22 protein-coding genes, 4 pseudogenes and 1 CRISPR repeat array are annotated in these 26928 nt (G+C 65.5%); of the genes and pseudogenes, 9 read left to right on the forward strand and 17 right to left on the reverse strand.

Going from position 1 to position 26928, the window contains the following annotated elements:
- Window position 1: 1 nt before the first annotated feature.
- Window positions 2-418, forward strand: coding sequence for a thioesterase family protein (locus tag BS74_RS05125; protein WP_038056653.1), 417 nt, complete (start codon window positions 2-4; stop codon window positions 416-418).
- Window positions 411-856, forward strand: a pseudogene (locus tag BS74_RS05130) (SDR family NAD(P)-dependent oxidoreductase); the annotation flags it as partial. The gene BS74_RS05125 and the pseudogene BS74_RS05130, both read left to right, overlap by 8 nt.
- Before the next feature lie 48 nt (window positions 857-904).
- Here BS74_RS05130 and BS74_RS05135 read toward each other — a convergent pair.
- Window positions 905-2040, reverse strand: a pseudogene (locus BS74_RS05135) (MFS transporter).
- Window positions 2041-2147: 107 nt separating this feature from the next.
- On the opposite strand from BS74_RS05135, the gene ppdK reads away from it, so the two are divergent.
- A complete protein-coding gene (gene ppdK / locus BS74_RS05140) occupies window positions 2148-4754 on the forward strand; it encodes a pyruvate, phosphate dikinase (RefSeq protein WP_038056654.1) in 2607 nt (868 codons plus the stop codon).
- Between the two features lie 79 nt (window positions 4755-4833).
- Window positions 4834-5814: a TAXI family TRAP transporter solute-binding subunit gene (locus BS74_RS05145; protein WP_038056655.1), complete on the forward strand. Its 981-nt coding sequence runs from the start codon at window positions 4834-4836 to the stop codon at window positions 5812-5814.
- 98 nt (window positions 5815-5912) lie between these two features.
- Here BS74_RS05145 and BS74_RS05150 read toward each other — a convergent pair whose 3' ends face one another.
- From BS74_RS05150 to BS74_RS05160, 3 genes and pseudogenes are all read right to left on the reverse strand, one after another.
- The gene (locus BS74_RS05150) at window positions 5913-6665 is read right to left on the reverse strand and encodes a LamB/YcsF family protein (RefSeq protein ID WP_038056656.1); all 753 of its coding nucleotides are present in this window, start codon (window positions 6663-6665) and stop codon (window positions 5913-5915) included.
- Window positions 6666-6678: 13 nt separating this feature from the next.
- Complete coding sequence (locus tag BS74_RS05155; RefSeq protein WP_038056658.1) at window positions 6679-7371, reverse strand: MBL fold metallo-hydrolase; 693 nt, start codon at window positions 7369-7371, stop codon at window positions 6679-6681.
- Window position 7372: 1 nt separating this feature from the next.
- Window positions 7373-7807: pseudogene (locus BS74_RS05160) on the reverse strand (TRAP transporter large permease subunit); the annotation flags it as partial.
- 61 nt (window positions 7808-7868) lie between these two features.
- Here BS74_RS05160 and BS74_RS05165 point away from each other — a divergent pair.
- Window positions 7869-8153: pseudogene (locus BS74_RS05165) on the forward strand (ABC transporter permease); the annotation flags it as partial.
- Here BS74_RS05165 and nagA read toward each other — a convergent pair.
- Genes nagA through BS74_RS05175 form a run of 3 tightly spaced genes read right to left on the reverse strand, consistent with a single transcriptional unit; the run spans window position 8150 to window position 10080 of the window.
- The gene (gene nagA / locus BS74_RS05170) at window positions 8150-9217 is read right to left on the reverse strand and encodes an N-acetylglucosamine-6-phosphate deacetylase (protein ID WP_038056662.1); all 1068 of its coding nucleotides are present in this window, start codon (window positions 9215-9217) and stop codon (window positions 8150-8152) included. The pseudogene BS74_RS05165 and the gene nagA overlap by 4 nt on opposite strands.
- Before the next feature lie 9 nt (window positions 9218-9226).
- Window positions 9227-9412, reverse strand: a complete 186-nt coding sequence (locus tag BS74_RS12380) for an anhydro-N-acetylmuramic acid kinase (RefSeq protein ID WP_081914559.1) — start codon at window positions 9410-9412, stop codon at window positions 9227-9229.
- A complete protein-coding gene (locus BS74_RS05175) occupies window positions 9409-10080 on the reverse strand; it encodes a GntR family transcriptional regulator (protein ID WP_038058876.1) in 672 nt (223 codons plus the stop codon). Before BS74_RS05175 ends, BS74_RS12380 begins: the two co-directional genes overlap by 4 nt.
- Before the next feature lie 144 nt (window positions 10081-10224).
- Here BS74_RS05175 and BS74_RS05180 point away from each other — a divergent pair, with 144 nt between their 5' ends.
- On the forward strand, window positions 10225-10572 hold the full coding sequence (locus tag BS74_RS05180; protein WP_245606079.1) for a carbohydrate ABC transporter permease: 348 nt from the start codon (window positions 10225-10227) through the stop codon (window positions 10570-10572).
- A gap of 1 nt (window position 10573) precedes the next feature.
- Window positions 10574-11737: a diaminopimelate decarboxylase gene (gene lysA / locus BS74_RS05185; RefSeq protein ID WP_038056665.1), complete on the forward strand. Its 1164-nt coding sequence runs from the start codon at window positions 10574-10576 to the stop codon at window positions 11735-11737.
- Between the two features lie 593 nt (window positions 11738-12330).
- Window positions 12331-12743: direct repeats of the CRISPR family, unit length 36 nt; unit sequence GTTGCACGAGATGCTTCCCCGTAAGGGGATTGCGAC.
- Between the two features lie 201 nt (window positions 12744-12944).
- On the opposite strand, the gene BS74_RS05190 is transcribed toward lysA, so the two are convergent.
- The 4 genes from BS74_RS05190 to BS74_RS05205 all read right to left on the reverse strand — a co-directional run bounded on the left by BS74_RS05190 (window position 12945) and on the right by BS74_RS05205 (window position 20913).
- The gene (locus tag BS74_RS05190) at window positions 12945-14513 is read right to left on the reverse strand and encodes a hypothetical protein (protein ID WP_038056667.1); all 1569 of its coding nucleotides are present in this window, start codon (window positions 14511-14513) and stop codon (window positions 12945-12947) included.
- Window positions 14506-14880, reverse strand: coding sequence for a hypothetical protein (locus BS74_RS05195; RefSeq protein WP_245606080.1), 375 nt, complete (start codon window positions 14878-14880; stop codon window positions 14506-14508). The genes BS74_RS05190 and BS74_RS05195 overlap by 8 nt, the downstream gene beginning before the upstream one ends.
- A gap of 92 nt (window positions 14881-14972) precedes the next feature.
- Complete coding sequence (locus tag BS74_RS12385) at window positions 14973-15404, reverse strand: hypothetical protein (protein ID WP_245606081.1); 432 nt, start codon at window positions 15402-15404, stop codon at window positions 14973-14975.
- 505 nt (window positions 15405-15909) lie between these two features.
- Window positions 15910-20913, reverse strand: coding sequence for a RecQ family ATP-dependent DNA helicase (locus BS74_RS05205; protein ID WP_038056669.1), 5004 nt, complete (start codon window positions 20911-20913; stop codon window positions 15910-15912).
- A gap of 331 nt (window positions 20914-21244) precedes the next feature.
- Between BS74_RS05205 and BS74_RS05210 the strand changes: the two genes are divergently transcribed.
- Window positions 21245-21622, forward strand: coding sequence for an antitoxin Xre/MbcA/ParS toxin-binding domain-containing protein (locus tag BS74_RS05210; RefSeq protein WP_051946754.1), 378 nt, complete (start codon window positions 21245-21247; stop codon window positions 21620-21622).
- 3 nt (window positions 21623-21625) lie between these two features.
- A complete protein-coding gene (locus tag BS74_RS05215) occupies window positions 21626-22108 on the forward strand; it encodes an RES family NAD+ phosphorylase (RefSeq protein WP_081914560.1) in 483 nt (160 codons plus the stop codon).
- 526 nt (window positions 22109-22634) lie between these two features.
- Here BS74_RS05215 and BS74_RS05220 read toward each other — a convergent pair.
- The 6 genes from BS74_RS05220 to BS74_RS05245 are packed head-to-tail and all read right to left on the reverse strand — an operon-like array spanning window position 22635 to window position 26885.
- On the reverse strand, window positions 22635-23204 hold the full coding sequence (locus BS74_RS05220) for a hypothetical protein (RefSeq protein ID WP_038056671.1): 570 nt from the start codon (window positions 23202-23204) through the stop codon (window positions 22635-22637).
- Window positions 23179-24480: a HAMP domain-containing sensor histidine kinase gene (locus BS74_RS05225; RefSeq protein ID WP_038056673.1), complete on the reverse strand. Its 1302-nt coding sequence runs from the start codon at window positions 24478-24480 to the stop codon at window positions 23179-23181. Before BS74_RS05225 ends, BS74_RS05220 begins: the two co-directional genes overlap by 26 nt.
- Window positions 24477-25133, reverse strand: a complete 657-nt coding sequence (locus BS74_RS05230; protein WP_038056675.1) for a response regulator transcription factor — start codon at window positions 25131-25133, stop codon at window positions 24477-24479. Before BS74_RS05230 ends, BS74_RS05225 begins: the two co-directional genes overlap by 4 nt.
- The gene (locus BS74_RS05235; RefSeq protein WP_038056678.1) at window positions 25130-25570 is read right to left on the reverse strand and encodes a hypothetical protein; all 441 of its coding nucleotides are present in this window, start codon (window positions 25568-25570) and stop codon (window positions 25130-25132) included. The genes BS74_RS05230 and BS74_RS05235 overlap by 4 nt, the downstream gene beginning before the upstream one ends.
- A gap of 11 nt (window positions 25571-25581) precedes the next feature.
- Window positions 25582-26373 (reverse strand): cytochrome c3 family protein, encoded by a 792-nt coding sequence (locus BS74_RS05240; RefSeq protein WP_038056680.1) that lies wholly within the window; start codon window positions 26371-26373, stop codon window positions 25582-25584.
- A complete protein-coding gene (locus BS74_RS05245; RefSeq protein WP_038056682.1) occupies window positions 26370-26885 on the reverse strand; it encodes a YceI family protein in 516 nt (171 codons plus the stop codon). Before BS74_RS05245 ends, BS74_RS05240 begins: the two co-directional genes overlap by 4 nt.
- Window positions 26886-26928: the final 43 nt, after the last annotated feature.

Genomic DNA, 26928 nt, shown 5'->3' on the forward strand with positions numbered 1-26928 from the left:
CATGCGCCCCATCCCTCTCGGCTTTGAGGCGGTGTTTGAGACCGTGGTGACCCCGGAGATGACCGTGGACTTTGAGGAGCTCGGCCCCGTGCACCCCGTCTACGCCACCTACTGGATGGCCAAGCACATGGAGCTGGCCGGGCGCAAGATCATCCTCCCCTTCCTGGAGGAGGGGGAGGAGGGCATTGGCAGTTACGTGGAGGTGCGCCACCTGGCCTCGGCCTTGCCGGGGATGCGGGTGCGCATCCTGGCCCGGCACGAGGGCACCGAGGGGAACCGGGTGCACGCCAGCATGGTGGCCTACAACGAGCTGGGGGACCTGATCGGCCGGGGACGCACGGAGCAGGTGATCCTGCCCAAGGCCAAGGTGGCGGAGATCTTCGCCCGCCTGCGCCAGCGCTGGGAAGCCCAAGGCTAACTTTTACGGGACCCTGTACATGACCCTGGCCTTCCTCACCCGGCCCACCTGGTGAACGTTTCCAGCATGGGGGGCTTTCTCCCCGTTCCCGGGCAGACCGCCTATGGCGCCTCCAAGGCGGCGGTGAAGCTCCTCACCGAGGGGCTTTGGGCGGAGCTGCAAGGTACCCCGGTGAGGGTGACCCTGGCCTTGCCCGGCGCCATGCGCACCGGCATTGCCCAGCATTCCGGGGTGGAGGCCCCCCAAGCCAGGGAGGGGGCTAAGGTGCCCCTGCTGGAACCGGATCGTGCGGCCAAGACCCTATTGGATGCGGTGGAGCGAGACGCTTTCCGCGTCCTCCTGGGCCAGGACGCAAAGGTCATGGACCTCCTGTACCGCCTGAACCCCCTTGGGGCCACCCGCCTGATCCAACTCCGGATGCGGCACCTGCTGGGCTAAGTTGGGCGTTTCCCTTTACTGGGAAGGGGGGCTGAGGGGGAAGGGTTCCTACCTGCCCCGCACCAGCCAGGCGGAAAGGCCCATGAGGCCTGTGAGGATGAGGAGGGTGGCGGAGAAGGCCAGGCTGGGGTTGGGGAGGAGGGCATAAAAGAAGGCCAGGGAACCCCCGGCCAAGGCGCTTCCCAGGGCCTGTCCTAAGGCGCGGGCCACGGACAGGGCCCCAGAGGCCAGGCCCTCGAGGCCCCCGGGGCCAGGGAGAGGACCAGGGCGTTGTTGGCCGCCTGGAAAAGGGCCCGCCCTATGCCCAGGAGGAGGAGCCCCAAGGCCGAGCCCCAAAGGGGATGCCATAGGGGCAAGAGGGCGAGGCCTATGCCCGCCCCTACCAGGAGGCGGGCCCCGATAAGGGCCATGCGTTGGTACCCCAGGCGGTCTGCGGTCTGGCCAGCCCAGGCCCCCAGGAGGAGAAGCTGCAAGGGGTTGATGAGGAGGAGGGTACCGATGGCGCTGGGGGAGAACCCCTCTGCCCCCAGGTGGAAGGCTAGGGCCACGGTGGTGCCCAGGGTGTGCAGGAAGTACAGGGAGGTGGCCAGAAGGGCTTTGATGAAGCCAGAAGCCCGCACAAGGTCCCCCAAGGAGCCTTCTTGCCGGGGCAGTTCCGGGAGCTTTCCCGAAAAGAGGAGGGCCAAAAGGCCGATGGGAAGGGGTAGGAGAAAGACATAAGGGAGGCCCCAGGTGGCCGCCAGGCCTCCCAGGGCAGGGCCCAGGAGGGTGCCGGTGGCCACGGTGCTGGCCACCATGCCCATGGCGTGGCCTCGAGCCTGGGGAAAGGCGCTGGTGGCCAGGCCCGGCACCAGGCCCACCACCATGGCGGTGGCCACCCCCTGGGCCAGGCGGAGGAGGACCAGGTGCGGAAGGCTGGAAGCCAGGGCCAAGGCCAAGGCCAAGGCGGCATGCAAGGCCAGGCCGAGCCGGAAGAGCCGGAGGGCCCCCAGGAACCTTGCAGCCCAGGCCACGGGCAGGTAGGCGAGGGCTGCCCCCAGCAACCCTGCCGATACCACCCCTTGGGCGGTGTCCGGTCCCACCCCGTAGGTCCGGGTCAGGAGGGGGAGGGCCGGGGCCAGGCTGCTTTCGCTGACCGTGCCCAGGAGCACCCCGAGGAGGAGGGCCACCAGCCTCGAGTCCACGGGGAAAGCCTACCCGTAGCCGGGCGAGGGTGGGTAGGGCCCAAGGCGGTGTAGACCTGCGGGCCTTACACCTTTCCACGTTTCCACACCCGGGGGAAACTGGGGGTGTGGGTACGGATACGCGGGTGTATCTCCTTTCCGAGGCCCGGGGTCTTTCCCGGGACCTCTTGGGTGGCAAAGGGTATGGGCTCGTGGAGATGGCCCAGTCGGGGCTTCCCGTTCCCCCGGCCCTGATCATCACCACCGAGGCTTGCCGCCGCTTTCTCAGGGAGGGGGAGGTGCCGGGTCTGTGGGAGGAGGTCCGGGCCAAGCTGGCGGCCCTCGAGGGCCTAGTAGGGAAGCGCTTCGGCCAAGGGGAGGGGAATACCCCTCCCCTCCTCCTTTCCGTGCGCAGCGGGGCCCCGGTGTCCATGCCCGGCATGATGGACACCATCCTGAACCTGGGGTTGAACCCTGAAGGGGTGGAGGCCCTCGCCCGGGCCACGGGAAACCCCCGCTTCGCCTGGGACGCCTTTAGGAGGCTCCTGGCCATGTACGGGGAGGTGGTCTTGGGGGAGAAGGCGGAGGTCTTTGAGGGCATGCTCTCCGCCTTGAAGGAAAAACGGGGTGTGCGGAGCGACACGGGGCTTTCCCCCGAGGACCTCGAGGCCCTTTCCTTCCAGTACCTCCGCCACCTGGAGGCCCGGGGAACCCCCTTCCCCTTGGACCCTTGGGAGCAACTGCAGGGGGCCATCCTGGCGGTGTTCCGCAGCTGGCAAAACCCCAGGGCCAAGACCTACCGCCGCATCTACGGCATCCCCGAGGACCTGGGAACGGCGGTGGTGGTCCAGGCCATGGTCTTCGGCAACCTGGGGGAGGACTCGGGGACCGGGGTGGGCTTTACCCGTAACCCCGCCACCGGGGAGAAGGGCCTCTACGGGGAGTACCTGAGGAACGCCCAAGGGGAGGACGTGGTGGCGGGGATCCGCACCCCGGAGCCCCTGGAGCGCCTCAAGGAGTACGCCCCCGAGCTTTACCGGGAGCTGGAGGAGGTGGCGGCCCTCTTGGAGCGCCACTTCCGGGACATGCAGGACTTTGAGTTCACCGTGGAGCGGGGGAGGCTTTTCCTCCTCCAGACCCGCTCCGGGAAGCGCACCGCCCAGGCCGCGGTGCGGATCGCGGTGGAGATGGCCAAGGAGGGGCTCATCCCCCGGGAAGAGGCCGTCCTCAGGGTGGAGGCCAACGCCCTCCCCGGCCTCCTCCGGCCTGCCGTGGACCGGGACAAGGCCCCCAAGCCCCTCCTCAAGGGGCTTCCCGCAAGCCCCGGGGCCGCGGTGGGGCATGCGGTCTTCAGCAACGAGGCGGCGGAGCGCTACGCCGCCCAGGGGCTTCCCGCCCTCCTGGTGCGCCCCGAGACCACCCCCGAGGACATCACCGGCATGTACCTCTCCCGGGGCATCCTCACCGCCCGGGGCGGCCTCACCTCCCATGCCGCGGTGGTGGCCCGCGGCCTGGGGGTGCCCGCGGTGGTGGGGGCCGAGGCCCTCCGGGTTTACCCGGAGGAGGGGAGGGCCCAGGTGGACGGGGTGGAGATCCGGGAGGGGGAGATCCTCACCCTGGACGGTAGCACCGGGGAGGTCTACCTGGGGGCGGTGGCCCTGGTGGAGTCCGCGGGGGAAGCCCTCCTGCAGGAGCTCCTCGCCTGGGCCGAGCCCCACCGGCGCCTGGGGGTGCGGGCCAACGCCGACACCCCGGAGGACGCCCAAAGGGCCCGGGCCTTCGGGGCGGAGGGGATCGGGCTTTGCCGCACGGAACACATGTTCTTCCGCGAGGAGCGCATCCCTTGGGTGCGCCGCCTGATCCTGGCCCATACCCCCGAGGAGGAAGCGGAGGCCCTGGAGAAGCTCTTTGCCTTCCAGAAGGCGGACTTCAAGGAGATCCTGAAGGCCATGGACGGCCTGCCCGTCACCGTGCGCCTCCTGGACCCGCCCCTGCACGAGTTCCTGCCCCCTCTTGCGGACCTCGAGGCCAAGGTCCACGCCGGGGACGAGGAGGCCAAGGCCCTCCTGGAGAGGGCCAAGGCCCTGGAGGAGCAGAACCCCATGCTGGGCTTCCGCGGGGTTCGCCTCCTCCTTCTGCGCCCCAACGTCTTCCGCATGCAGCTAAGGGCGCTTCTGGAGGCGGCCAAGGAGCTTAGGGAGGAGGGCTTTGACCCCCGCCCGGAGGTGATGGTGCCCCTGGTGGCCGACCCCAAGGAGGTGGAAAGGGCCAGGGCCCTGGCGGAGGAGCTTTTCCGGGAGTACGGGCCCATTCCCTTCGGCACCATGATCGAGACCCCCCGGGCCGCCCTCCTGGCGGCGGAGATCGCCCCCATGGTGGACTTCTTCAGCTTCGGCACCAACGATCTCACCCAGATGGCCTTCGGCCTCTCCCGGGATGACGCCGGGAAGTTCCTCCCCCGCTACGTGGAGGAGGGTCTTTTCCCCTTTGACCCCACGGAGCGCCTGGACGAGAAGGGGGTGGGGAGGCTCTTAAGGCTGGCGGTGGAGGAGGGGAGGCGGGCCAACCCTAGGCTCAAGCTTGGCCTTTGCGGGGAGCACGGGGGGGAGGCCAGGAGCGTGCAGTTCGTGGCCGACCTTTTGGACTACACCTCGGCAAGCCCCTTTAGGGTGCTCACCGCCCGCCTGGCCGCGGCCCAGGCGGGGATGCGGGCCTCGAGGGCGGTTTCGGGCTAGGCGCACGGGCGTCGCAAAGGGGAGGGTTGCGTTCCGGCTCGCCCGCGGGTAGCCTGTAGGCGTACCCCGGAGGTGCGGTATGCGTTGGTTGGCTTTGGCCTTGGTGTTGGGATTGGCCCTGGCGCAGAAGCCCCAGGTGCTCATCGGCACAGGCGGCGTGGGCGGGGTCTACTTCTACTACGGCACCGCGGTGGCGGAGATCCTCAGCAAAGCGGGGGTGGTCCAAGCCCAGGCCATGCAATCGGGCGGTTCCATGGAGAACCTCATGCTCCTGCGGGACCGCACGGACCCGGCGAGGGGCGTTTATTACTGCGGTACCGTGCTTCCGGATGCGGCCCTTATGGCCTACCAGGGGGAGGAGCGCTTTCAGGGGAAGCCTGCCCCCGTGAGGATCCTCTTCACCATGTACCCCAACTACCTTCACGTGGTAACCACGGAGGACAGCGGTATCCGCGTCCTTCAGGACCTGCGGGGCAAGAGGGTGTCCACGGAGGTGGCGGGAGGCATCATCGAGTACGAGGCCCGGATCCTTATGGGGGCCGCCATCCCCGGGTTTGACCCCAAGGTCCACTTCGCCAAGTGGGAGCGGGTGCGGGTGGCCGAGAGCGCCCAGATGCTTTCCGAGGGGAACCTGGATGCCTTCTTCTGGTCCGGGGGGTTGCCCACGGGAAGCATCCTGGAGCTCTCGGGTAGCCTGGCCCGCAAGGGGAAGCGGCTTTTCCTGGTGCCCTTGCTGAAGGAGAGCACCCCGGTGCAGGTGCTCATGCGGCGCTTCCCTGGGGTGGTGGACACCGGGGTCATCCCCAAGGGCGTCTACAATACCCGGTTCGACGCTCCCACACTCACCTTCTGGAACGTCTTTGTCTGCCCCGCAAGCCTTCCTGAGGAGGTGGCCTACGCCATGGTCAAGGCGGTCTTTGAAAACCTGCAGAGCCTCTACGCCGCCGTGGCCCCGGCCCGGGACACCACCTTGGAGAACGCGGTGCGCTCCCGCGGTGGCAAGGTGCCCTACCACGAGGGGGCGGTCCGCTATTTCCGGGAGCGGGGGGTGTGGCGCTAAATACCCCGCCGTGGCCTGGGCCACGGCGGGGACCCTAGAAAGACTTCGGGCATCACCTTTCTTCCCTGCCTATGGCGGCAACCCCCATGCATCGGCGCTTAGAAGGCCCGGATCTCCACCCCAGCCTCCTCCAAAGCCCGGCGCACTGCCTGGGCCACCTCAGGGCCCCGGGGGTTGTCCCCGTGGATGCAAAGGGTCTCCGCCCGCACCGCCACCTCGCCGCCGTCCAGGGCCTCCACCTTGCCTTCCAGGACCATCCTCAGGGCCCTGCGGGCGGCCTCTTCGGGATCGGTGATCCAGCTTCCCGGCAGGGAGCGGGGGGCGAGCTGGCCATTTTGCAGGTAGGCCCTTTCGGGGAAGGCCTCGAGGACCACCCTTAGGCCCGCCCTCCGGGCCTCCTCCTCGTAGGGCGTGCCCGGGAGGACCACCAGGGGCACCTCCGGGTCAAAGGCCTTTACCGCCTCGGCGATGGCCCGGGCCGTTTCCCGATCCCGGCAGGCCTTGAGGTAGAGGGCCCCATGGGGCTTCACGTGGTGGAGCTTAAGGCCCTCCGCCCTTAGGAAGGCGTGGAGGGCCCCGATCTGGTAGAGCACGTCCGCATACACCTCCTCGGGGCTTAGGGCCATCTCCCGGCGGCCAAAGCCCACCAGATCGGGAAAGCCCGGGTGGGCCCCCACCGCCACCCCGTGGGCCTTGGCTAGGGTCACCGCCTCCCGCATCCGGCTTGGGCTTCCCCCGTGAAAGCCGCAGGCCAGGTTCACCGAGGTCACCAGGGGGAAGATCTCCCGGTCGTGGCCGTAGGTGAAGGTCCCATAGGACTCCCCGGCGTCGGCATTGAGGTCAATGAACATGCTAACCTCCCTATCACACCGTAAGCTTAACCTCCTTACCCCCAAAGACGAGGCCTAACTCGGCCATGGCCTCCGGTACAAGGGACTCCCCCCTCCGTACCAAAGGGGTGTCATGGCCGGGGAAAATGCGAGGGTATTCCCGGATGCGGGCCCGGCTCTCCAGGGCCAGCTTCGGGTTCCAACAGGGGGGTGCTGGGGGGCCTTCTAGGTCAAAGCGGCTCTTGACCGCATCGCTGACCAGGACGCCCATGCCCTCCACCTCGAGGCCCAATAGCCCCGGGGTATGCCCGGGCAGATGGAGCAGGCGGAGCCCTGGCATGATCTCCTCTTCCGTGGCCACCTCCTTGAGGTGAAGGCGCTCAAGGAGGGGGAGGAGAGGGTAGAGGCAGGCGGGGTCCTCGAGGGGATTCCGGGCCACCCTCTCGGCATGGGCCCACTCCCGCGGGTGCAGGATGACCTCTGCCCAGGGGAAAAGGTCCACGTTGGCGGCGTGGTCGAAATGGAGATGGCTTACCACCACGACCTCCACCCTCTCCGGGGGTATACCCAGGTCATTGAGGCGGTCATAAAGCCCTTCCCTTTCGCCGAAACCCAGGGTGTCGTAAAGAACCACCTTGGATGCCAGGATGGCGTAGGCGCTAGAGGCACCCAGGTAGCCGCGGTGGGTTCTCCCAGGAAAACCCGTCCACAAAGGGATGACCTGCATTTCATCCTCCGGTCATGGTCCGGGGAAGCCAGAGGGCCATATCGGGAAAGGCTACGAGGAGGGCCACCATGAGGAGGAGCACCCCCATAAAGGGAAGGGCGTAGCGGGCGATCTGGAAAAGGTCCTCCCCGGTGAGGGACTGGATGACGAAGAGGTTGAAGCCCACGGGTGGGGTGATCTGGGCCAGCTCCACCATGATCACCAGGTAGACCCCGAACCAAAGGGGGTCCACCCCGATGGCCTTCACCACCGGCAGGATGACGCTGATGGTGAGGACCACGATGGAGATGCCGTCCAGGAACCACCCCAGCACGACGTACACCAGGCTCAGAAAGAGGATGAGGAGCACGGGGGTAATCCCCGCCTCCACGGCCCAGGCGGCCAGGGCCCGGGGGATGCCGGTGAAGCCCATGGCCAGGGTCAGGACCCCGGCCCCCGGCGAAGTGAGGAAGCCAAAGGGGAAGGGGTAGGAGGCCGGGGGCTAGGTCCCCGTACCGGTAGCTTTCCGCCACCTCCTGCCCAACGCCCTCACCCCGGTCCTGGTGCAGGCCAGCTACGAGGTGGGGGCGGCCATCCTCACCGCCGCGGGGCTTTCCTTCATCGGCTTTGGGGCCCAGCCCCCTACCCCGGAGTGGGGGGCCATGGTAGCGGAAACCCGCAACTACATGGCCGAGGCCCCTTGGGCGGCCACGGCTCCAGCGGTGGGCATCCTCCTCACCGTGCTGGCCTTCAACCTCCTAGGGGATGGGCTCCGTGACGTGCTGGACCCTCGAGGGCGCTAAACCCTCTGCTTTCCCCCCAGGTACACCTCCCGCACCCTGAGGTCGTGATCCAGCACCACCAGGTCCGCCCGCTTCCCAGGGGCGATCTCCCCCCGGTCCCGTAGGTCCAGGTAGCGGGCCGGATAGGAGGAAAGCCTGCGCGCCGCCTCCTCCAAGGGCACCCCCCAGGCCACCAGGTTCCGGAGGGCCTGGTCCATGGTGAGGGTACTTCCCGCCAAGGAGCCCCCAAGCCAGACCCCGTGGCCCCGCTTCTCCACCTGGTGGACACCCAAGGGGTACTTCCCATCCGGCATCCCCGCCGCCGCCACCGCGTCGGTGACGAAGTAAAGGCCGGGGATGCTCTTCAGGGCCAGCTTCAGGGCGGCGGGGTGCACGTGGAGGCCATCGGGGATGATCTCGGCCCACATGCCCCGCTCCAGGGCCAGGCCCACCACCCCGGGTTCGCGGTGGTGGAGGCCGGTCATGGCGTTGTAGAGGTGGGTGAAGCCAAAGGCGCCCGCTTCCAGGGCGGCTTCCCCTTCGGCATAGGTGGCGGCGGTATGGCCTAACTGGACGCGCACCCCGCCTTCTGCCAGGAAGCGGAGAAGGTCCAGGGCCCCGGGGAGCTCGGGGGCCAGGGTGAGGACCTTGACCGGGGCTAGGGAGAGGAGCCAGTCGGCGATTTCCAGATCCGGGAGGAGGGGGAAGGGGGGCTGGGCCCCGAGGCGGTCTTGGGAAATGAAGGGGCCTTCAAGATGGACGCCGAGGAGGGCTTCCCCAAGGGGGCCTGCCATGGCCTTTTGGATGCCCCTGAGGGCCTCTTCCAGCTCAGGAAGCGGCGCGGTGACGGTGGTGGCCAAAAGGCCGGTGGTGCCGTGCTGGAGGTGGAAGCGGAGGGTGGCTTCCACGCCCTCCTGGCCTTCCATCACCTCCCTTCCCCCTCCCCCGTGGACGTGGAGGTCCAGGAAGCCGGGGAGGATGTAGGGGCCCTCCACGGGGGCTTCCTCTATGGCCTCAATCCACTCGGAGAAGTGGAGCCTGCCCTGGACGAAACCGGTAGGGGTAAGGATGGTGCCTTCCAGCATCTTCGCCTCCTAGGGTTCCACCGCCTGCCCGGCGCGGAGGTCCCGGCCCCCCGTGGCCCGGCCCAGGACGTTCACCTCGCCTAGGCGGTGCTCCAACACCCGGTGGGCCACCCGGGGTGGCCTGCCCTGAAACTCCGCCAGCACCAGGTCCACCCCGTCGGCGCTGGTGCCGGACATGAGGCCCAGGACCCTCATGAGAGCTCCACCAAAAGCTCGTACCGGTCGGCCCGGTACCAGCTCTTCACGAACTCCACCGGCCTGCCGTCTTCCAGGTAGCTCACCCGCTCCAGGTGGAGGAGGGGGCTTCCCGGCTCCACCCCCAAAGGCCTCGCCTCCTCCCGGGCGGCCACCGCCCTAAGGCGCTGGAGGGCCCGCACCGGGCGGAGGCCTTTGGCCTCGAGGGCCTGGTACAAGGAGCCCTCTGGGACCTCGGACAGGGCCCAAAGGGGCAGGGCCGCCCGCTCCAGGGCCATGGGTTCCCCGTCCGCCAGCCGCAGGCGCAGGAGGCGCAGCACCCCTTCCCCAGGGGAGAGGGCCAAGGCCATGGCCTCCTCGGGGGTGGGGGGGCCTTTTTCCACCTGCAACACGCGGGTTTCCGGCCGGAGCCCCAGGGCCCGCATCTCCTCGCTGAAGCCCAGGAGGCGGGTGCGGAAGGTGGCCCGCTTGGCCACAAAGGTGCCGCTTCCTTGCCTGCGGACCACCAGGCCCTCCTCCTCCAAGAGGTCCAAGGCCTTGCGCAGGCTGTCCCGGGAGACCCCAAGCGCCTCCGCCAGGGTGCGCTCCGGGGGTAAGGCCTCCTTGTAGATGCCTTGGAGGAGGGCCTCCCTTAGCCTCCTGGCCACCTCCAGGTACTTTGGACCCATGGCCGCCACGGACTCACCTCCCTACCCTAAGGCCCGGGGTCGCCGAGAGGGGTGGGGCCTTCAGGGCCCTTGCCTCCTCTGGGGCCCCCATGGCCCTATCGTACCACTTGCCTACCAATCCCAGGCCGTTGTAGACTTTGGGCCATGCGGGCCAAGGCCCTGGTGGCGGAGGCGGCCATCGTGGACGGGGCGAGCCCCTGGCAGGTCTACTGGAGGGTGGCCCTGCCCCTGGCGGCCCCCGCCTTGGCCACCTTGGGTACCTTCACCTTTTTGGCGGGGTGGAACAGCTTTCTCTGGCCCCTCATCGTCACCCATTCCTTGGAGATGCGCCCCCTCACCGTGGGCTTGGCGGTGTTCCAGGGGCAGTTTTCCACGGAGTGGACGGTGCTCATGGCTGGGCTTACCCTGGGCACCATCCCGCCCATTTTGGTCTTCCTCCTGGCCCAGCGCTACTTCATCCAGGGCCTTACCCTGGGAAGCCTAAAGGGGTAGGATGCTGGAGCCCGCCTTTCAAAAAGCCCTGCGGGAAGCCCTGGACCGGTATCCCACGCCCTTTTACGCCTACGACTGGGGGCGGGTCCAGGCCCGGCTGGTGCGCCTGCGGGAGGCTTTTCCCTTTGCCCGCCTTTTCTACGCCTTGAAGGTCAATCCCCGCCTTGGGCTTCTTCGGCGCCTTAGGGCCTTGGGCCTTGGGGCGGAGGCGGTTTCCCTGGGGGAGGTGCTCAGGGCCTACCGGGCGGGCTTTGGCCCGGACCAGGTGGTGTGGAATGGCCCGGTGAAGGCCCCGGAGGCCCTTTCCGCCCTCAGGGGGCGGGTGCCCTTTGTGGTGCTGGACTCCGCGGGGGACGTGGAGCGGGTGGCCCAATACCTTCCCGGGGCCGGGGTGTTGCTGCGGGTGAACCCGGACCTTCCGGTAAAGACCCACGCGCACATGGCCACAGGCAGGGGGGAAAGCCAGTTTGGGGTGTTGCCGGAGGCGGTGCCGGGCTTGGTGAGGGCCATCCGGGAAAAGGGGTTGGCCTTTTTGGGCCTTCACCTGCACCTGGGTTCGGCCTTGAGCCGGGTGGAGGATTTCCTGGAGGGCTATGGGGTCCTCGAGGCCCTCCGTCCCCGGGTGGGGCCGGTGAAGGTCTTGGACCTGGGAGGGGGGTTTGGCCTGGACCTCCCCCTTGCGGCCCTTCGGGAGCCCATGGAGCGCCTGGCCCGGCTTTACGGAGCCCAGATCTGGCTGGAGCCGGGCAGGTACCTGGTGGCCGAGGCGGGGGTTCTGGTATCCAGGGTGGTGGGCCTGAAGGAAACCCGCAGGCGGTATGTGCTTCTGGATGCCGGGATGTCCAGCCTTATCCGCCCTGCCCTTTACGGGGCCCGTCACCCCGTCCTGCCCCTTTACCCAGGAGAGGGCCGCGAGGAAGGGGTGTTTGACCTGGCGGGCCCGGCCTGCGAGGCTGGGGACATCCTGGCCCGGGAGGTGCGCCTGCCCGCACCCCGGGAGGGGGAGGCCTTGGCGATCCTCGAGGCGGGCGCCTACGGGAGCAGCATGAGCCTCCCTTACCTGGATACCCCAAGGCCTTTGGAGCTTCTCTGGACTGGGGAGGGGTGGGAGGTGCTTAGGGTACGGGATCCCTGGAAGAGGCTTTGGGAGGGGGAGGAGGCCTAAGGGCCTTCGCCCCATACTTGCCTATAGCAGGTTTCTTTGCGCCTCTAACTGGCCCTCGAGGAGAAGACCCGCGGTACAGCTTCCATTTGCGCCCGGGGCGGCGGGTAAGGGGCAGGGGGAGCCTCGAGGCTTTCGCAAGCCTTACGCCGGGCTTTTGGCGGTCCTGGCGGCAAGCTTGGGGGAAGCCCTTGTCGGGAAAAGGCCTTGCGAGTCCTTTCGCCCAAAGTGGTCTATCCCACAGTTATCCCTCCACTTGACGCGCTGCAAAGCCAAAGTATCCACCCCGTAAGTATTGGTACGTGCCTCCAAAACGCTGAAAACCCCATCTGTGTTGAACCCAGTAAAACGGCGCAGAGAGATGCTACAATGGGTATGTCCGGACCACCGGACGGGGATCTTGAAAGGCGGTTTTCCTCTTGGGCAAGGGCAATATGCGCTTTCACCTTTTCATCGGCCCTTTCTCCTGTGGCTTTTCATCGGCCCAAACCCCGCAAAACCCCCGGTATACGCCATGTGCATATTCCAGCCTTCATGATTCTCACAAACCCCCCCTCCGGGAGCCATGTCCAGGACGGTGTTCTTGAGGGGGTACAGTTGCACGAGATGCTTCCCCGTAAGGGGATTGCGACGTCGGAAGGTCCGCAGGTCGTCCTCAGGGCCAGTCACCACGGTTGCACGAGATGCTTCCCCGTAAGGGGATTGCGACTGCTCCCGTAGCCGCCTCAAGCGCTCGCCGATGTTCATACGTTGCACGAGATGCTTCCCCGTAAGGGGATTGCGACACCGCCGCCCCAACCATCCAAAACGGCTAGGGCATGCTCAAGTTGCACGAGATGCTTCCCCGTAAGGGGATTGCGACGCGTAGCACACCGCCCAGAGGGGTGGGCCGTAGACCAAGTTGCACGAGATGCTTCCCCGTAAGGGGATTGCGACATCACTAAAAACCCTGCCTATTACCAGCCGCTGAAGGGTTGCACGAGATGCTTCCCCGTAAGGGGATTGCGACCCAGGCCATGGGCCTGGGTTTTGTTTTGTTGAGGTGCTTTAGGTCATGGTTTACGATGCCCTGGGAGATAACCGTTGGGTGAGGCTGGCCCATCTCTTGAGGGGAGCCTCGCCTTCATGTGCTTAAGTCCTCTCCGGATCCACTGGGAAAAGCGGGCAAACGCCTGCTGGTATTGAAGATGTGGGTAAAGCCCAGGTTCTACTAACCGGTTTGCGCATTGCGGTTTGCGTTGGCGATAATCCCCAGGCCAAGGCCAAGCCTCCACCAGTGCTGGGGCCACCCCTTGGGGGCTACGGTAAAAGATCGCGCTTCACTCCCTAGTTGCACGTGGACTTGTAAGGGAACCAGTGCGGCCCGTACCGCCAGAGTGCCTTGGACTTCAGGCTTCAATATTTTCTCCTGTACCAGACGCTCCCCAGCGAATACTTGTACCCGCACGGCACAGCCCGGGGGGTGGGTGCGGACGAAAGCCCCCTGGAGGTCAACCCAGGCATCCAGGCGTGGCCTTACCTCCACAGGCAACACAGCGATCCGCCGCCACTCGTCCGTCTTGCCGTTGGTCCTCACCTCCACGACGAGTTGCTCCTCTTGGCCGGCCTCCTCATCCATCGCTTGAACCAACTCCTCAAGGTTTTCCTTGGCCTCTCCCCCGGAGGCCAGAAGGAAGCGTAGGGGATGGTGAGCAGGGTCAAAGCCGATGGGGCGTACCTCGAGGGGTTCCCCAGGCTTCCACACCGGCTCGGAGAAGCGAACAGCGAAGGCCTGGTGGTGTAGGCGAAAGCGCACCACCTCGCCATCCTCAAACGCAACCACAACCTCCTCGGGGATGGGGTCTCCCTCGGGGGTGAATCGGGGTACCCAGGCAAAGCGCTTAAAGCGCCCATCTTCCAGCGTGACCTTCCCATAAACCTTCCACCCCTCCACGAGGGGCTCCTGGTTTAGCGCCGGCTGTATTTTCTCCAGACTAGGAGGGAACTCTAAGGGTTCGACCTTCTTCACCTGTTTGTGCCGCAAATGGGTGCGTTTGTGTGCGCGCTCAATAGGCGGTTTATCATCCCTCAGTTTCCAGTAGAGGTCTTTCAAGGCTTGATCCGAGCGGTTAAAGAGGAGCCGCACGGGGTTGGGCTCCCCCAAATAGAGGCCGGCCTCTTGAAAAAGATCCAAAACCGCCTGCTCGTTGCCCAAGTCGGGAAGCGCATTCTCCTCAAGCTCCAGCAGGAGTTGCAAGGCTTCCTCAAGCCTGCGGAACACCTGCTCGTATGCCTGGGCCCTCGCGGGGAGCTCCCCAGTGCGGTAATAATGTAGGAAGTACTCCTTAAGCACGGCGAGGCGCAGGGCCTTGAAGTGGAAGATTGCATCCAGAGTACCTATGAAGTCCCGATCGCCGTTTTCATGGAACTTGAGGCAACGCGCCGTCTCTTCATGCCACCTCAGAACCTCCCATAAGCGGTTGTACTCGGCCTGGGTAGGATGCGTGTTTTCCACTCCCAGGTCCCTCAGAAAATTGCGCCAGAAGGTCTGGTCGTTTTCTGGTACCTCCCTATAGAGGAAATACCCTCTCAGATAACCGAGGAGTACGCGGGCGGGAACCAGTTCTTTCCCTCGCGAGCGGACGGTTTCCAGAAGATTTTCCCACCGCTTACCCTGCCACACCAGGCGCATGAGGGGTTTTACCCCTTCGTAGTCCTCCTGGGCCACGCGGGCCTGGGCCACCCCGCCCTGTTCCACGGCCTTGTCCAGGTTGGCTGCGTGGGTCCAAGAGTCAACCATCCCGTATCCCCTCCAGCCAGGTGAGGAGGGCCCATTCCAGCACGAGACTCGTGCGCACCCGCCGCCAGTCGGGTATCTCACCGGCGAGGGCCCGAGAAAGGGCCGCCTCCCGTTCTTCCCAGATGGCTTTGAGCCAGGGCTCCAGTCTGCGTCCGCCCAGTTCACGGGCCTCCTCAATCAGCGCCTGGTCCCAAAGCTCCAGTGCCTGCGCCAGGTGGCGGAAGAAGCCCTCGTTCAACGCAGGCCGAGACAGCACCTCCAACTGCTTCTGGGCCTGTTGCAAGGCCTGTTTGTGCTCCTCGCATTGCTGGCTGAGGATCTCGAGCTGCCTTTTGAGCTGCAGGATCTCCTTACTTTGCTCCCCCAATCGCTCTTCCAGGTTTTTCTTTTGCTCTTCCCAACGTTTTCTATCTTCCTCCCACCTTCGCTCGTACCACCTCAGCGCCTCTGTGCAGTCCATCACTCCTCCGTCAAGCGGGGTGAGGAAAGCCGCTGGCCCTCCTGCAATAACGCCTCTAGGCGGAAGGCGTGCACTCTTAGCCAGCGGGCGAGGGGAAGGTTGACCAGGTCTTCCAGCAACTTCTCCAGCCCCACCAGCACAATTCCCTCCGCTTCGCCCCTAAGGAACTCACGGTTGCTGTGGCGGAGGGCAGGGTGGTCTTCTCCTTTGAGAAGGGCCTGGTATCCCTCAATAAGGGCCATTACCCGCTCTTCTGCTTTGCCCCCAAAGCTGGGGTACTCCAGCACCAGCACCCGAAGCAAGGCCTCCTGGGGGAAGGGCTCGGGCAGGGTCTCCTTAAAGCTGCTGAGCCTGGCAAGCTGGGCCTCGAGGTCCTCCTTTTGCTCCGCAATGCCCTCCAGCTCACCCAGCCTGGCCTCCAGCTCCGCCACGCGCCCTACAAGGGTCTCAAGCTGCTCTTTCAGCGCCTCTTTTTCTGTCTGGAGCCTTCGCTTTTCTTCCCCTACCGTTGCCAGTTCCTTACTGAGGCGATCCCTTTCCTCCTTAACCTGCGAAAGCTCCTTGCGCCAATGTGCTGCCTCCTGCAAAGCTTTTGCTTTAGCGCTCTCCGCTTCCTTTAAAGCTCTTTCCGCCTGCTGAAGCTTCACCTTGAGCTTTTCAGCCTCGTCCGCTTTTTTCTTGAACCTGTTTTGGTACTCTCGCAACCTGCGCGGGAGGTCTTCCTGGTTAGGGGCTGGCTCGCCCACAGCGACCTTACGAGGCATTTTTTCCTGGAGCGGGCCTCTAAGGGGTTGCTTGTCCAGGATGGAGGGGGTGGCGGGCCTTTCCTTGAGGTTTAGCGGCAGGGCCTCGAGGTCCTTCTTCAGGGAGGACAAGGAGCCCTTGGCCTCGGGTGGAAGGCCGAGGACAATCCGCGTCACTTCCCTCAAGACCTCCTCAGGCTCCGCCATGCACCTCCTCCTTCCTCAGTCGGCGCTCGTAGCGGGCACGGCCCCGCTCGGTAAGCCCGTAAAGCGGGCTGCCGTTGTACTCGCCCTTTTTCTCAAGATACTTCTGCTTTACCGCCTCCTCAAAGGCGCGTTCCAGTTCCTTGCGTCGGATGAAGGAGAGGTGGCCGAAGTAGCGGTTATCCGTGTACTTGCGACCCAGGAGGCTGTTCCCGACGCGGTCCTTGCCCCGCAGAGCACTTATGGTGCTTTCTTTGCCTAGATACATGTGGCCTTCTTCCTGTGACCAAGCATTGTCCTCGGCCCAAGCGAAAAAGGCTAACAGCGTGTCCAGGGGGCGGTAAGCCCGCTCAAGCTCCTCCGCCTCCAAGGCCTCTAGGGCTTCCCAAGGGCCGTTCTCGCGCGTGCAAACGTCGCAGGTGCCGCAGGGGGCCAGGGTCTCGCCCAGATGCTTGAGCAGAGCCTGGGGACGGCAGCGGTTGTACTCGGCGTAGCGTTCCACCTGATTTAACCGCTTTTCGGCCTCGTTCTTAAGGTTTCGCCGCTCCTTGTCCCATTGGCGGTAGCCCCCCTCGAGGCGCTCGCCCGCTTCCACGCGGAGCAGGGGTTCCCGGTACTGGTAAAGCCCTATTTTCCGCTCCCGGAAGAGCTGGTAAAGCTTTTGGTCCAGGTTTTGGGCATCTTCTAGGATGCGGGAGAAGTCAAGCTCATCGCCCCGTTCGCTACCCCGGTAGCCAGCCTGACGCAGAAGGGCCATTTCTTCGGCCGTGAGGTACTTGCGGAGAGTCTCCTCGGACTCCTGGAGCAGGACCTTTCCCGGCAAGTACTCGTAGCGTAACACCCCAGCCCGCTCAAGGCTGGAGAGGGTGCGCTCAAGGTTCTCGAGGCCTAACTCCCGCCGAACGGGGGCGGTGGTCTCTTCCTCGTCTTCTTCTTCCTCATCGTCCTCTTCCCGGAGGACATCCTCGGCTTCGCCTTCTTCGGGTTCGCTGGCGTAAATCTCTCGGTACAGGTTTTCTCGGTAATCCGTTAAGACAACTTCCTCTTGCAGCAGTTCGATGAGCTGGTTGACAAAGTCCGCCTCGGCATCGCGGGCTTTTCCCGCCCCGACAGACCAGCGAAGAAGCGCCCAGTCCCTCTTGGTGCATAGGAGCAGGCAGTAGGCATCCTTTCCATCCCGCCCCGCACGCCCTGACTGCTGGATGTACTCCTCCAGGCTGCGGGGGGGCTGCCAGTGGATTACCAGGCGGATGTTCGCCTTGTCGATGCCCATGCCGAAGGCGGTGGTGGCCACCATGACCCGGGTTTCGCCGGAGGCGAAGCGCTCCTGGGCTTCGCGGCGGGGGACCGGGCCCAGGCCCGCGTGGTACGCCTCCACCTGCAGGTCAGGGAAGAGGCGGCCCAGGGCCCAAGCCAGCCGCTCTGCCTCGGCGCGGGTAGCGGTGTACACGATGGCGCTGCCACCTTCGCCTTGCTCCACGAGCCAATGAAGGGCTTTGGCCAGGATCTGGAACTTGCCCACCTCCCCCTGCGCCTTCCTCACCACAAAGTGAAGGTTGGGGCGGTGGAAGCTTGTGGGCTTGATCAGCTCGTAAGTGCTCAGTTTCGCCGCCTTCTTCAACAGCTCCAAGTCCTTCGGGCTTAGGGTGGCGGTGAAAAAGCTCTTTGGAACCCCCTCCAGGGGCTTCAGCTTCTCCAGGGCTTTGAGGTAGTCCGGTCGGAAGTCAAAGCCCCACTCCACCAAACAGTGGGCTTCGTCGAAAACCACCCGCCGAAGTTCCCCCGCCGCGTGCCTCTCCTGGAGCAGCTTCCAAAGTTCCTCGCTCCGGTTGAGACGCTCGGGGCTTACGTAGAGAAGTTGCACCCGACCAGTCCTGACCTCATCCAGCACGCTCCTTTGCTCGCCTGAGCCCATCAGCGAGTGCACCGCACCCACCGGCAAACCCAGCTCCATGAGCCGGTCCGCTTGGTCCTTCATCAGGGCCACCAACGGGGAGATCACCAGGGTGAGGCCCGGTTGCATAAACGCGGGAAGCTGAAAAGCAAGGCTCTTGCCAAAGCCGGTGGGTAGCAGGGCCACCAGGTCTTTTCCCTCGAGGGCCGCCTGGACGGCCTGGGCTTGCTTGGTCCAGCGCTCGCCATCCAGCAAAAGCCCGTACACCTCCTGTGCGATCCGCCGGGCTTTTTCTCGGGGCTCGAGGCTCGATTGCAGAATTTCCTTCAGGCGGCGCTGGGCTTCTTCTTCCAGTTCCTCTTGGGGGAACCGGGCCCGGTCTACCCCCAGGATCTCCGCCAGCAGGTCGTAAAGCTCCTTCCGATCCTCGGGGAAGTGTCGGTGAACGCCCGGCGGTAGGGCACGGTAAAAGACCCCCTGGTAGGCGGCGTTGAGGAGCTTTTTGTCCCAAAGGACGAAGGCTCCGTCCCCCACTTCTCGTTGATCCCGGATCAGCCGACCGAAGGCCTGCGCAAAGGAAAGGGCGGCCTTGGGCAGGTAATAGTCCCACCATCGGTCCAGCCCCTGCTCATAGGCCTGCTCCATGCGCTTGGTCAGGAGTAGGGAGGGCAGGGGGAAGGGGATTCGCTCCAGGTTCACCAGTTTCAACGCCGGGAAGTCCACCCCTTCCATGTAGCTCCGCGAGCCCAGGGCGGCCACCGGGGCCTTGGGGTCTTGCTTGATCCGGCTCGCTATGTCCTCCCGCTCCTTGCGGGTAAGGGGGGCAAGAAGGTGGGGGAGGTCCTTCAGGGCCTCCTTGGCATCTTCTAGCCGCCGCAAGCTGGTGAAGAGGGAGAGGCTGCGGTGGGCTTCGGGTAGGAGGACCCTAAGTTCCTGGTGGAGCATGCGCTGGAAGCGGGGCAGGGTGCTCTCGCGGGCTTCGGGGAGGTGGCGGGGCACCACCAGGTGTGCTTTTTCGTAGGGGAGAGAGGGGGGTAACCGCTGGTGTATGGCTTCCTCAAGGCCCAAGAGCCGTTTGAAGAAAGCAAACCCCTCAGGGTCGCTCTGGGTGGGCACGCTTAAGGTGGCGCTGGTGAGGATGACGCTCTTGAAGCGGGGCCACAGCTTTGCCTTGAGGGCGAGTGAGATGTCCACCGGCTGAGCCAGGTGGCGCCAGCTCTCGGTTATGGGGTCCCATTCTGAAAGGTGGAGCCTGTTGGGGTCGGGATTCCCCTGGGCCAGCCCGAGCACCTTGCGCCGCTCAAAGAGTAGATCCAGCGCGTCCTGGATATACTCCTGAATGGGTGCCAGGTCCCGCCCCATGAGGCTTCTCGGGTCCTGGCCTATGAGCTTGAGCGCCTCCTTAAGCTGACGAAGCCCATCAATGAGAGACTGCTCCTCCCGATCGATGAGGGGCCACTCCTCGAACCTACGCCAGGTGCTGCCCAGCCCCAGGCTAAGGCCGTAGCGCTGGTCTCCAGAACCACGCTTCTTGATGAGGGCCACCAGATGGCGGGAATAGTTGTTCAAGGTCTCACGAAGTCTGGGAAGCAACTTTTGGACGACCTCTTTAGCCTTGGCCTGCTTTTCCTCGGACAGCTCGGCCAGCCGACGGTCATCCCTGAGAAGGCCCCGGTCCTTTTGGGGATGGGCCAGGCGGTTGATCACGTGGGTGAGTTCCTCGTGGTCCAGGACCAAGGTGAGGGCTTCGGTGGCGGTGTCCTCGAGGTGGTGGGCCTCGTCAAGCACCAGGTGAGCCTCTTTTACTGGCTCTCCTTGCTCCTCTTCGGCCCGCAGGAAGTTGGCCAGGAGGTAAGCCTGGTTGGCAACCAGGATCTGAGCCGCTTTGCGATGGTTTAGCTGGCGTTGGAACGCGCAGGAGTGGAAAAAGGGGCAGTCTGCCCGGCAGCGTTGGGGATTGGTGCCTACCCGGTTTCTCACCTCGCGGAAGCCTCGGGAGAAGTGCCAGTAACCGGGAAGGGCCTCGAGGTCGTGCTCCCCAAGGGCTGCGTAGTGCAGGAGGAGCCCCACCGCGGTCCTGAGCTCTTCGTCCTCTTCCGTCCTAAGGTCCAGGAAGAGCTCGAAGAGGGCCTCCGGGCACAGGGTGTCTCGTGGGCTCTTGACCAGGGCTGCCTTGACCTCATAGCCCATTTTGCCCAGGTTCGCGAGTTCGTCCAGAACCTGAGCTTGGAGCACCTTGGTATGGGTGGCTACCCAGGTCTTCTCACCCCGGTGCAAAGCGGGATAGAGGTATCCTTTGGTCTTGCCCGTTCCGGTGGGGGCCTCCAGGAGCACCTGGCGTCCATCCTGCAGGGCCTCGTTTACCTTCGCGAACATCAGCTCCTGGGCTGGCCTCCTCTGGGGGAGGAGGTCTTTTCCCAAGAGGGAGGGATGGGGCAGGCGCTGACCCTCGTACAAAACTGGCTCCACCGAAGCGGGTGTGGCCAGGAGCTCCTTGACCAGGACCGGGGTTTCCGCAAAAAGTTCCCCCTCGGGGAGCCTGAGCTCCCGCCAGGCCCGGGTCACCCCCTCGGGCAGCTTTTGCAGCACCAGCCCGGTCAGGACGCTCCAAGTAGCCTCCACGTCGGTCTGGGCCCGGTGGGCCCCTTCCAAGGGTGATCCGGTGAGGTGGGCGTAGAGATCCCCTAGGCGGTAACTGGGAAGCCCGTCGGGTGGTTTGGGAAAAACCAAATGCGCTAAGCGCAGGGTATCCAAAGCGGGTTTTGCTGTGGGAGGGAGTTTCAGACCAATCTGCCCCAGGACCCGTTCCAGAATGGGCAGGTCGTAGCGTAGTAGGTTGTGGCCAAGCAGAGGGCGATCCCCAACAAAATCCAGGAACTCCTTGAGCGCCTTTTCTAACGGCACCTTTTCCCGCTCGTATTCCTCAAAGGGGATGCCGGTGATCCGGAAGGCTTCGTGACTGGCCTCGAGGGGTGTGGAGGTGGCTACGTACCAATGACGGGTCCGGCCCTCCGCGTCCTGGGCGGCGATCTCCAGGATCTCCGCCTCCTCCGGGTTGGGGGAGGTGGTTTCAAGGTCCAAGGCTACATAAGGTTTCATGGTCTGCGAGGGTTTCTTGATACCTGGGCCTCTGGGGGGCTACCGCACAGGTTCTACATGCCAGAAGGTCGCAGGCGACAGGCCCATTATACCTTGGCGACCTTGCCTTCTGGGAATGTATCCCCTTTGCCTCAGGCTTGACCTGTGTACCCCCTTTTGGGGTAGTTTGCTCTCCACGATCTTGCGCGAGACCCTATCCCAGGACCCCGACCCCCGCGCCACAAACCGCCGGGCGGGCTCCGTGCGGTTCCTGGGGCTCTATGCAGCATAGCGGTCCAGTCTGAACCTCCCTGGAGTTGCATTTTGTCGCCACAAATACGACAATAAGCTCATGACCCTACCCGCCAACCCCCTGGACCGGGCGGAGCTGGTGGCCCAAGGGCTCCCGCGGGAAGCCCTGGAGGAGATCCGCAAGAGCCTGGAGCTCACCCAAGGGGAACTGGCCCAGGCCTTGCGCACCACCCCGAGGACCCTGCAACGCCAAGGCCCCAGGCTCACCCCCGAGCTTTCCGACCGCCTCTACCGCCTCTACCGCCTTTGGGAGCGGGCCCTCCTCTTCCACGGGGACGAGGCCCGGGCCCGCCGCTTCCTCAAGACCCCCAATCCGGCCCTAGGGGGCAGAAGGCCCTTGGACCTGGTGGGCAACGAGGCGGGTCTGGAGGCAGTGTTGGACCTCGTGGACAACCTGGAGGAAGGGGTCTACCTCTAGCCCATGCGGGCCTACCGTTTGGTGAAGGAGGCCCACGCTCCAGAGGCCCTCACCGGGAGGGGTGCGGCCTTGAGGGGCGGGCGCTGGAACCCCAAGGGCTTGCCCGCGGTCTACGCCAGCGAGCACCTGGCCCTGGCGGTCCTGGAGTGGCTGGCCTACGCCCTGGAGTTCCCCTCCCTGCGGGGCTACGTCTACTTCCGGCTGGAGGTGCCCGAGGCCCTAATCCGGGAGCCAAAGGCCCTGCCTGAGGACTGGCGGAACCTGCCCTACCCGGCTTCCACCCAGGCGTTGGGGCGGGCTTTCCTGGAAGCGGGCGAGGGGCTGGCCCTGCGGGTGCCTTCTGTCGTGGTGCCCGAGGGGTGGAACCTGGTGCTCAATCCCCGGCATCCCGCCTTTGGGGAGGTAAATGTGGAAGGGCCTTTCCCCTTTGTTCCCGATGCGCGCCTCGAGGGCCTTTGGGCCCGGGCGCGGGGGGTGGGGGGCTAAGTGCTCCCGCCTTGTCCTCGCCTCATGCCAGCACCTTTTGGCCTCCACCCGACTCCCGAGGAGGATGCCCAACTGGGGGAACCGAAGACCAACCCCCTAATGCCCCACAAGGTGCGCCGCCGGGCCCAGGGCTGGACCGCCCCCCGCATCGCCCACCACCTGGGCTTGGACCGGACCACGGCCCGGCGGGACCTGAGGTGGGAGGGGTCCATGGGCTGGCGGACGGCAAGGCCCCCAGGTCCAAGACCTGCAGGAGCTTTTGTCCCAGGGCAGGCCTGGTCTCTTCCTGCTCCTGGAGGCCCTGGAGAGGCGCTTGCGGATGCGCTTCCACCCAGAGACGGTGAGGCGGAAGCTCCTGGTCCTGGGGTGCCGGTGGAAGCGGACGCGGTACGTGCCCGTGGGGAAGCCATGGGAGGAGGTGGTCCTTGCCGTGGCGGAGCTATGGGAGTGTGGCGGAGTTGCGGGAGTTGGGGGAGCGTTTGGAGAGGGGGGTGGGGCAAGGTTTATGCGTGGGCACTTAGCCCCTTTACTCAAGCCGCTGGATAAGCCTCGCGGTTTTGCCCACCAGGGCCAAAAGCCACCATCCGTCCTGAGGCGGGCGGGGGAGGTTGAGGCCCTTGGGCACCGCTTGCCACGTGCCTCGTTGGTACCTCGCCACCAAGGAGGCCTGTTCGCCGTACCCGGGTAGGACCCGCCAGGGGGCTCCGTCCTCCCCCCACCAGACCCGCACGGGTCCCTCCCCCAGGCCCACCAGGCTTCCGGGACCCTGGTAGTAGGCCCAGGCGGCCGGGTTCAGCACGACAAGGCCTTCTGGGCCCACCTCCACCACCATGCCGGGGGCCAGGTAGGGGAGAAGGGGGGTGTGCACCCGCAGGGCCCGGCCACCAACCCAGAGGGTGTCCGCCTCAACCCCCTCTACCCGGCCGTAGTAGCGGGGGGCGGGCCGGTTTTCCGCCTTAACCTCGTCCCTGCCCTTTTTCTCCTCCTCACCCTTTTTTTTCTCCTTGCTTCCCTTCTTCTCCTCTTCTCCCCACGCCGGGGCCAAGAAGATCACGGCCAGGGGGAGGAGCTTAGCGAGAAAGGTCCGCCGCCTCACCGCGCCACCTCGGAAGCCTAATGCGTATCCGTAAGCCCGGGCGGGCGTTTTCCGCTTCCAGTTTCCCGCCCAGGCGCTTCACCCCTTGCTCCACCAAGGCCAAGCCCAGGCCCAGCCCTTCTCCTCCTTTGTGCTCCCGGAAAAAGGGCCGTGTCAGGTGGGGTAGGGCCTCCTCCCTAACCCCGGGCCCATGGTCCCTGACCTCCAACACCACCTCCTCCCTCCCAGCGCCAAGCCCGATCTCCATCGGGGGTGCCCCGTGGCGGAGGGCGTTTTCCAAGAGGTTGTCCAGGATGCGCTCCAGCAAGAGGGGGTGAGCCAGGACCCAGAGTTCCTGCGCAAGTCCCGGCTCCTCTTGGCCGGGTCCCGCGCTGACTTCGGGGGAGGGAAGGCGCTGAAACCGCACTCCCTCCTGACCCTTTAGATAGTCCCTCAGGAAGCTCGTAAGCTCCAGGGGGATCAGGTCCACTTCCAGGTCCCCCTCTGCCCGGCTGAGGGCCAGAAGCCCCTCGAGGGTCCTCTCCATGCGGGCCAGGGCGCTTTCCAGGTGGGGGAGGACCTCTTCCAGGGGGAGAAGGCCTCCCTTGAGCGCCTCCACCTGGCTCCGTAGCACCGCCAGGGGGCTTCGGAGTTCGTGGGATGCGTAGCGGGTGAGGAGCCTTTCCCGTTCCAGCGCTCCCCGGACCGCCTCCACCAGGCGGTTGAAGCTGTGGATAACCTGGGCGAGTTCCCGCTCCCCGACTGGGGCCAGGGGGTTGGGAAAGCGCAGGGCAGAGAGGTTTTCCACCGCCTGGGCCAGCTCCTGGAGCGGCTTGGAAAGAACGCTGGCGAAGTAGGACCCGAGGAGGGCCGCAAGGAGCAGAAGGGGCAAGAGGAGGCTCAGGCTTGCCCTGAGGTAGGTGCCAAGGGCTCGCTGGTACTCCTCAACCCGGAGGTAGACCTCCAGGGTGTACTCCTTCCAGGGGACCTTGGCCGTGCGCCAGGCCTCCCCTTCCTCGGGGGAAAAACCCCCCTCCAGGATGGGCACCCCATCCCGGGACAGACGGAAGCCGAAGGCATAGTGGGTACCCAGGAAGACATCCCCCTGCCGGAGCCTGGGGCCTGTTTCGGTGAGCTCCAAGGCTTTCAGGACCCGCCCCGTCACCTCCGAGAGGTCCAAGGCGATGTCCCGTTCCACCAGGTTGCGGAAGACCACGTACCCCAGGAGGAGGGAAAGGAGGCCCACGGCGGCGGCCAGGAGGAAGAAGGCATAGGCTAAGCGGGCCCTGAGGCTCATGGTTTTCCCAGCCGGTACCCCCCGGGTACCCGTTCCACCACCCAAGGAGCAAGGGTCTGGCGGAGCTTTTGCACGTACACCCGGAGCACCGCATCCGTTTCCGCTCCCGGAAAGAGCCGCTGGAGGAGTTCCTCACGGCTATAGGTCCTGTCAGGGTTTTGCGCCAAAAGCTCCAGCAGGGCAAAGGCCTTGGGGGAGAGGGCCACCTCCTTTCCGCCCAGGGTTACCCGTCTGGCCACCAGGTCCACCTCCAGAGGACCCCTCCGCAGGAGGCGCCCCTTGAAATCGGCATTCCTACGGGCCAGGGCCTTGACCCGTGCCAGGAGCTCCTCCAGGTGGAAGGGTTTCACCAGGTAGTCGTCCCCGCCGAGCTCCAGGCCATGGATGCGGTCCTGGAGGGCATCCCTGGCGGTGAGGAAGAGGATGCCCCCGCGGAAGCCCCCCTGGCGCAGGGCCTCGGCGAAGCGGAAACCCGCGTCCTCCCCCTCGGGCAGCATGATGTCCAGGATGAGCACGTCGGGCTCCCCCTCGGCCAGGAGATCCCAGGCTTCCTCCAGGTTCCTGGCCCCGAGGCCCTCGTACCGCTCCCGCCGCAGGAGGGCCAGGATGGGTTCCAGAATCCCGGGTTCGTCTTCCACCACCAATACCCTCATGGCCGGCGCACGTAAAGGGCCATGGCCCCGAGAAGCCCGAGGCCGCTTAGGGCTAGGGGGGCCAGGGGTGGGGGAGGGGTCTCCTTTTCCCCTTGTTCCCCTAGCCCAGGGTAGGCGGGGTATTCCCTCCCTTCCTCGTCAACCAGTTGGACCGTGGCCGGCGCCAGGGCTTCCAGGGCCTCTTCCACATGCTGGACAAGGCCCACAAGCCCTGTGCCGCCCACGAGGAGGAGTAGGCCCACGGCCCAAAGCCACCCTCCCCGCACCCAAAGGCCTAGGAGGACTGCTCCTGCTCCCATGCCCGCCGCCAGGGGCGCCAGGGCCTGGATGCCTTCGGTGTGCCCGGTAAGAAGAAGCTCCGCTAGGAGGGTTAGGAAACCCATGGCGGTGAAGAGGGCCACAAGGTCGGGAAACCGCTTCACCAAAACCTCACGCATGGGTACCTCCTTCAGTCTTTCCTATTCCAAGCCTTTCCGTCCAGCCCGTGGCAGTAGGCGCAGAAGTTGGCGGGGAGGACCACATTAAAGGCCTTTTCGTCCTCGGGGTTGCGGATGAGGTCCAGCTGGGCCTTCTGGAAGGCCCGCACCTGCTGGGCCTCCTGAGAAGGGAAGGCGTACACCCCCCGGTGGCAGGCGGCGCACTCCCTGGCGCCGCCATGTTCCACCTTGTCCCCATGGCCCTGGGTAAAGTCTAGCCCATGGTCCTTGGGGGCGTGGCACTGCGAGCAGAAGGCGTCCCCCCTCCGCCCAAAGGCGGTAAAAATGGGGTCTTTTAGGGGGCTTCGGCCTCCCTCCAAGGAGGCGGGGCGGGTCCTGCCGTCGTGGCAGGTGGCGCAGAAACGTCCCAGCGAGGTAGGGCTGTGGGCCTCGAGGGCCGGGCTTGGGGCCAGGCTTTTCCAGGTCTTGTTCTTGTCTAAGGCCGTGTGGCAGGTCTCGCAGGTGCTCCCCTTGGCCCCTAGGGCCGCGAAGTGCCGCTCGTGGCTGAAGACCACCCGGCTTGCCTCCCGGGGGGTGTACACCCGCACCAGGTCCTGCGGGGGTTGCCACTGCCCTTTGGGCTTAAGCCGCCCCCCTTCCCACTCCACGTACTGCCCCGGGAGGAGGGAGACCCCCGGGGGCAGGGGCGTGCCGTTGGAAAGGAGGGCCTGGCCCTTCTCCGCGTCCCATCGGACGTAAAGGTAGCGCTCGCCTTCCCCAGCCAGGGCGAGCCCCGCCAGGAGAAGCCACCAAAAGCGCTTCACTGGGCCACCCCCTGGCCCTTGACCCGCACCACCACCCGGTCCTGGACCCGCATCCCCATGAAGCTTGGGGCCTTGAGCCCGAAGTCGCTCAGCAGGAGCTCAAACTCCCCAGCAAAGCGGGCCCGTTTCCCTCCCTCCTCCAGCTCGTAGCGGAGGGGCCAGGCCACCTTTCTTTCCACCCCGTGCAGGCTCAGGGTGCCCAGCACCAGCCCCTTCTGCGCATCGTAGCCGGTGATCTCCAGACAGGCTTCCCGGTAGCGGTCCACCTGGAACATGTCGCGGGTGTGCCGGTCCCGCAGGGGCTCCTTGGAGTCCCAGGCGGTGAGGTCCAGGCACACCCTTCCCTGGAGCTGGCCCGTGGTGAGGTCAAAGACCACCTTCCCCCTCAGGGTGGGATTGACCCCTTGGAAGGCTCCGAGGGGGGCACGGGCTTCGTACACGGCTTCCCCTTGCACCTGGTATCCCGCGGCCAAGGCCCATCCCAGGGTGAAAAGGAGCGTCAACCAGCGCATTCCTTCCACCTCCTCGCCTTGAGGTTAGAGGCCCTTCGTAAAT

The sequence above is a fragment of the Thermus amyloliquefaciens genome, from assembly GCF_000744885.1.
Classification (GTDB): Bacteria; Deinococcota; Deinococci; order Deinococcales; family Thermaceae; genus Thermus; species Thermus amyloliquefaciens.

What these genes read in the sequence shown, in the direction of transcription:
- BS74_RS05125 (WP_038056653.1), top strand. Translation starts at nt 2, where the DNA reads ATGCGCCCCATCCCTCTCGGCTTTGAGGCGGTGTTTGAGACCGTGGTG.
- BS74_RS05145 (WP_038056655.1), top strand. Translation starts at nt 4,834, where the DNA reads ATGCGTTGGTTGGCTTTGGCCTTGGTGTTGGGATTGGCCCTGGCGCAG.
- BS74_RS05150 (WP_038056656.1), bottom strand. Translation starts at nt 6,665, where the DNA reads ATGTTCATTGACCTCAATGCCGACGCCGGGGAGTCCTATGGGACCTTC.
- BS74_RS05155 (WP_038056658.1), bottom strand. Translation starts at nt 7,371, where the DNA reads ATGCAGGTCATCCCTTTGTGGACGGGTTTTCCTGGGAGAACCCACCGC.
- nagA (WP_038056662.1), bottom strand. Translation starts at nt 9,217, where the DNA reads ATGCTGGAAGGCACCATCCTTACCCCTACCGGTTTCGTCCAGGGCAGG.
- BS74_RS12380 (WP_081914559.1), bottom strand. Translation starts at nt 9,412, where the DNA reads ATGAGGGTCCTGGGCCTCATGTCCGGCACCAGCGCCGACGGGGTGGAC.
- BS74_RS05175 (WP_038058876.1), bottom strand. Translation starts at nt 10,080, where the DNA reads ATGGGTCCAAAGTACCTGGAGGTGGCCAGGAGGCTAAGGGAGGCCCTC.
- BS74_RS05180 (WP_245606079.1), top strand. Translation starts at nt 10,225, where the DNA reads ATGCGGGCCAAGGCCCTGGTGGCGGAGGCGGCCATCGTGGACGGGGCG.
- lysA (WP_038056665.1), top strand. Translation starts at nt 10,574, where the DNA reads ATGCTGGAGCCCGCCTTTCAAAAAGCCCTGCGGGAAGCCCTGGACCGG.
- BS74_RS05190 (WP_038056667.1), bottom strand. Translation starts at nt 14,513, where the DNA reads ATGGTTGACTCTTGGACCCACGCAGCCAACCTGGACAAGGCCGTGGAA.
- BS74_RS05205 (WP_038056669.1), bottom strand. Translation starts at nt 20,913, where the DNA reads ATGAAACCTTATGTAGCCTTGGACCTTGAAACCACCTCCCCCAACCCG.
- BS74_RS05210 (WP_051946754.1), top strand. Translation starts at nt 21,245, where the DNA reads ATGACCCTACCCGCCAACCCCCTGGACCGGGCGGAGCTGGTGGCCCAA.
- BS74_RS05215 (WP_081914560.1), top strand. Translation starts at nt 21,626, where the DNA reads ATGCGGGCCTACCGTTTGGTGAAGGAGGCCCACGCTCCAGAGGCCCTC.
- BS74_RS05225 (WP_038056673.1), bottom strand. Translation starts at nt 24,480, where the DNA reads ATGAGCCTCAGGGCCCGCTTAGCCTATGCCTTCTTCCTCCTGGCCGCC.
- BS74_RS05230 (WP_038056675.1), bottom strand. Translation starts at nt 25,133, where the DNA reads ATGAGGGTATTGGTGGTGGAAGACGAACCCGGGATTCTGGAACCCATC.
- BS74_RS05235 (WP_038056678.1), bottom strand. Translation starts at nt 25,570, where the DNA reads ATGCGTGAGGTTTTGGTGAAGCGGTTTCCCGACCTTGTGGCCCTCTTC.
- BS74_RS05245 (WP_038056682.1), bottom strand. Translation starts at nt 26,885, where the DNA reads ATGCGCTGGTTGACGCTCCTTTTCACCCTGGGATGGGCCTTGGCCGCG.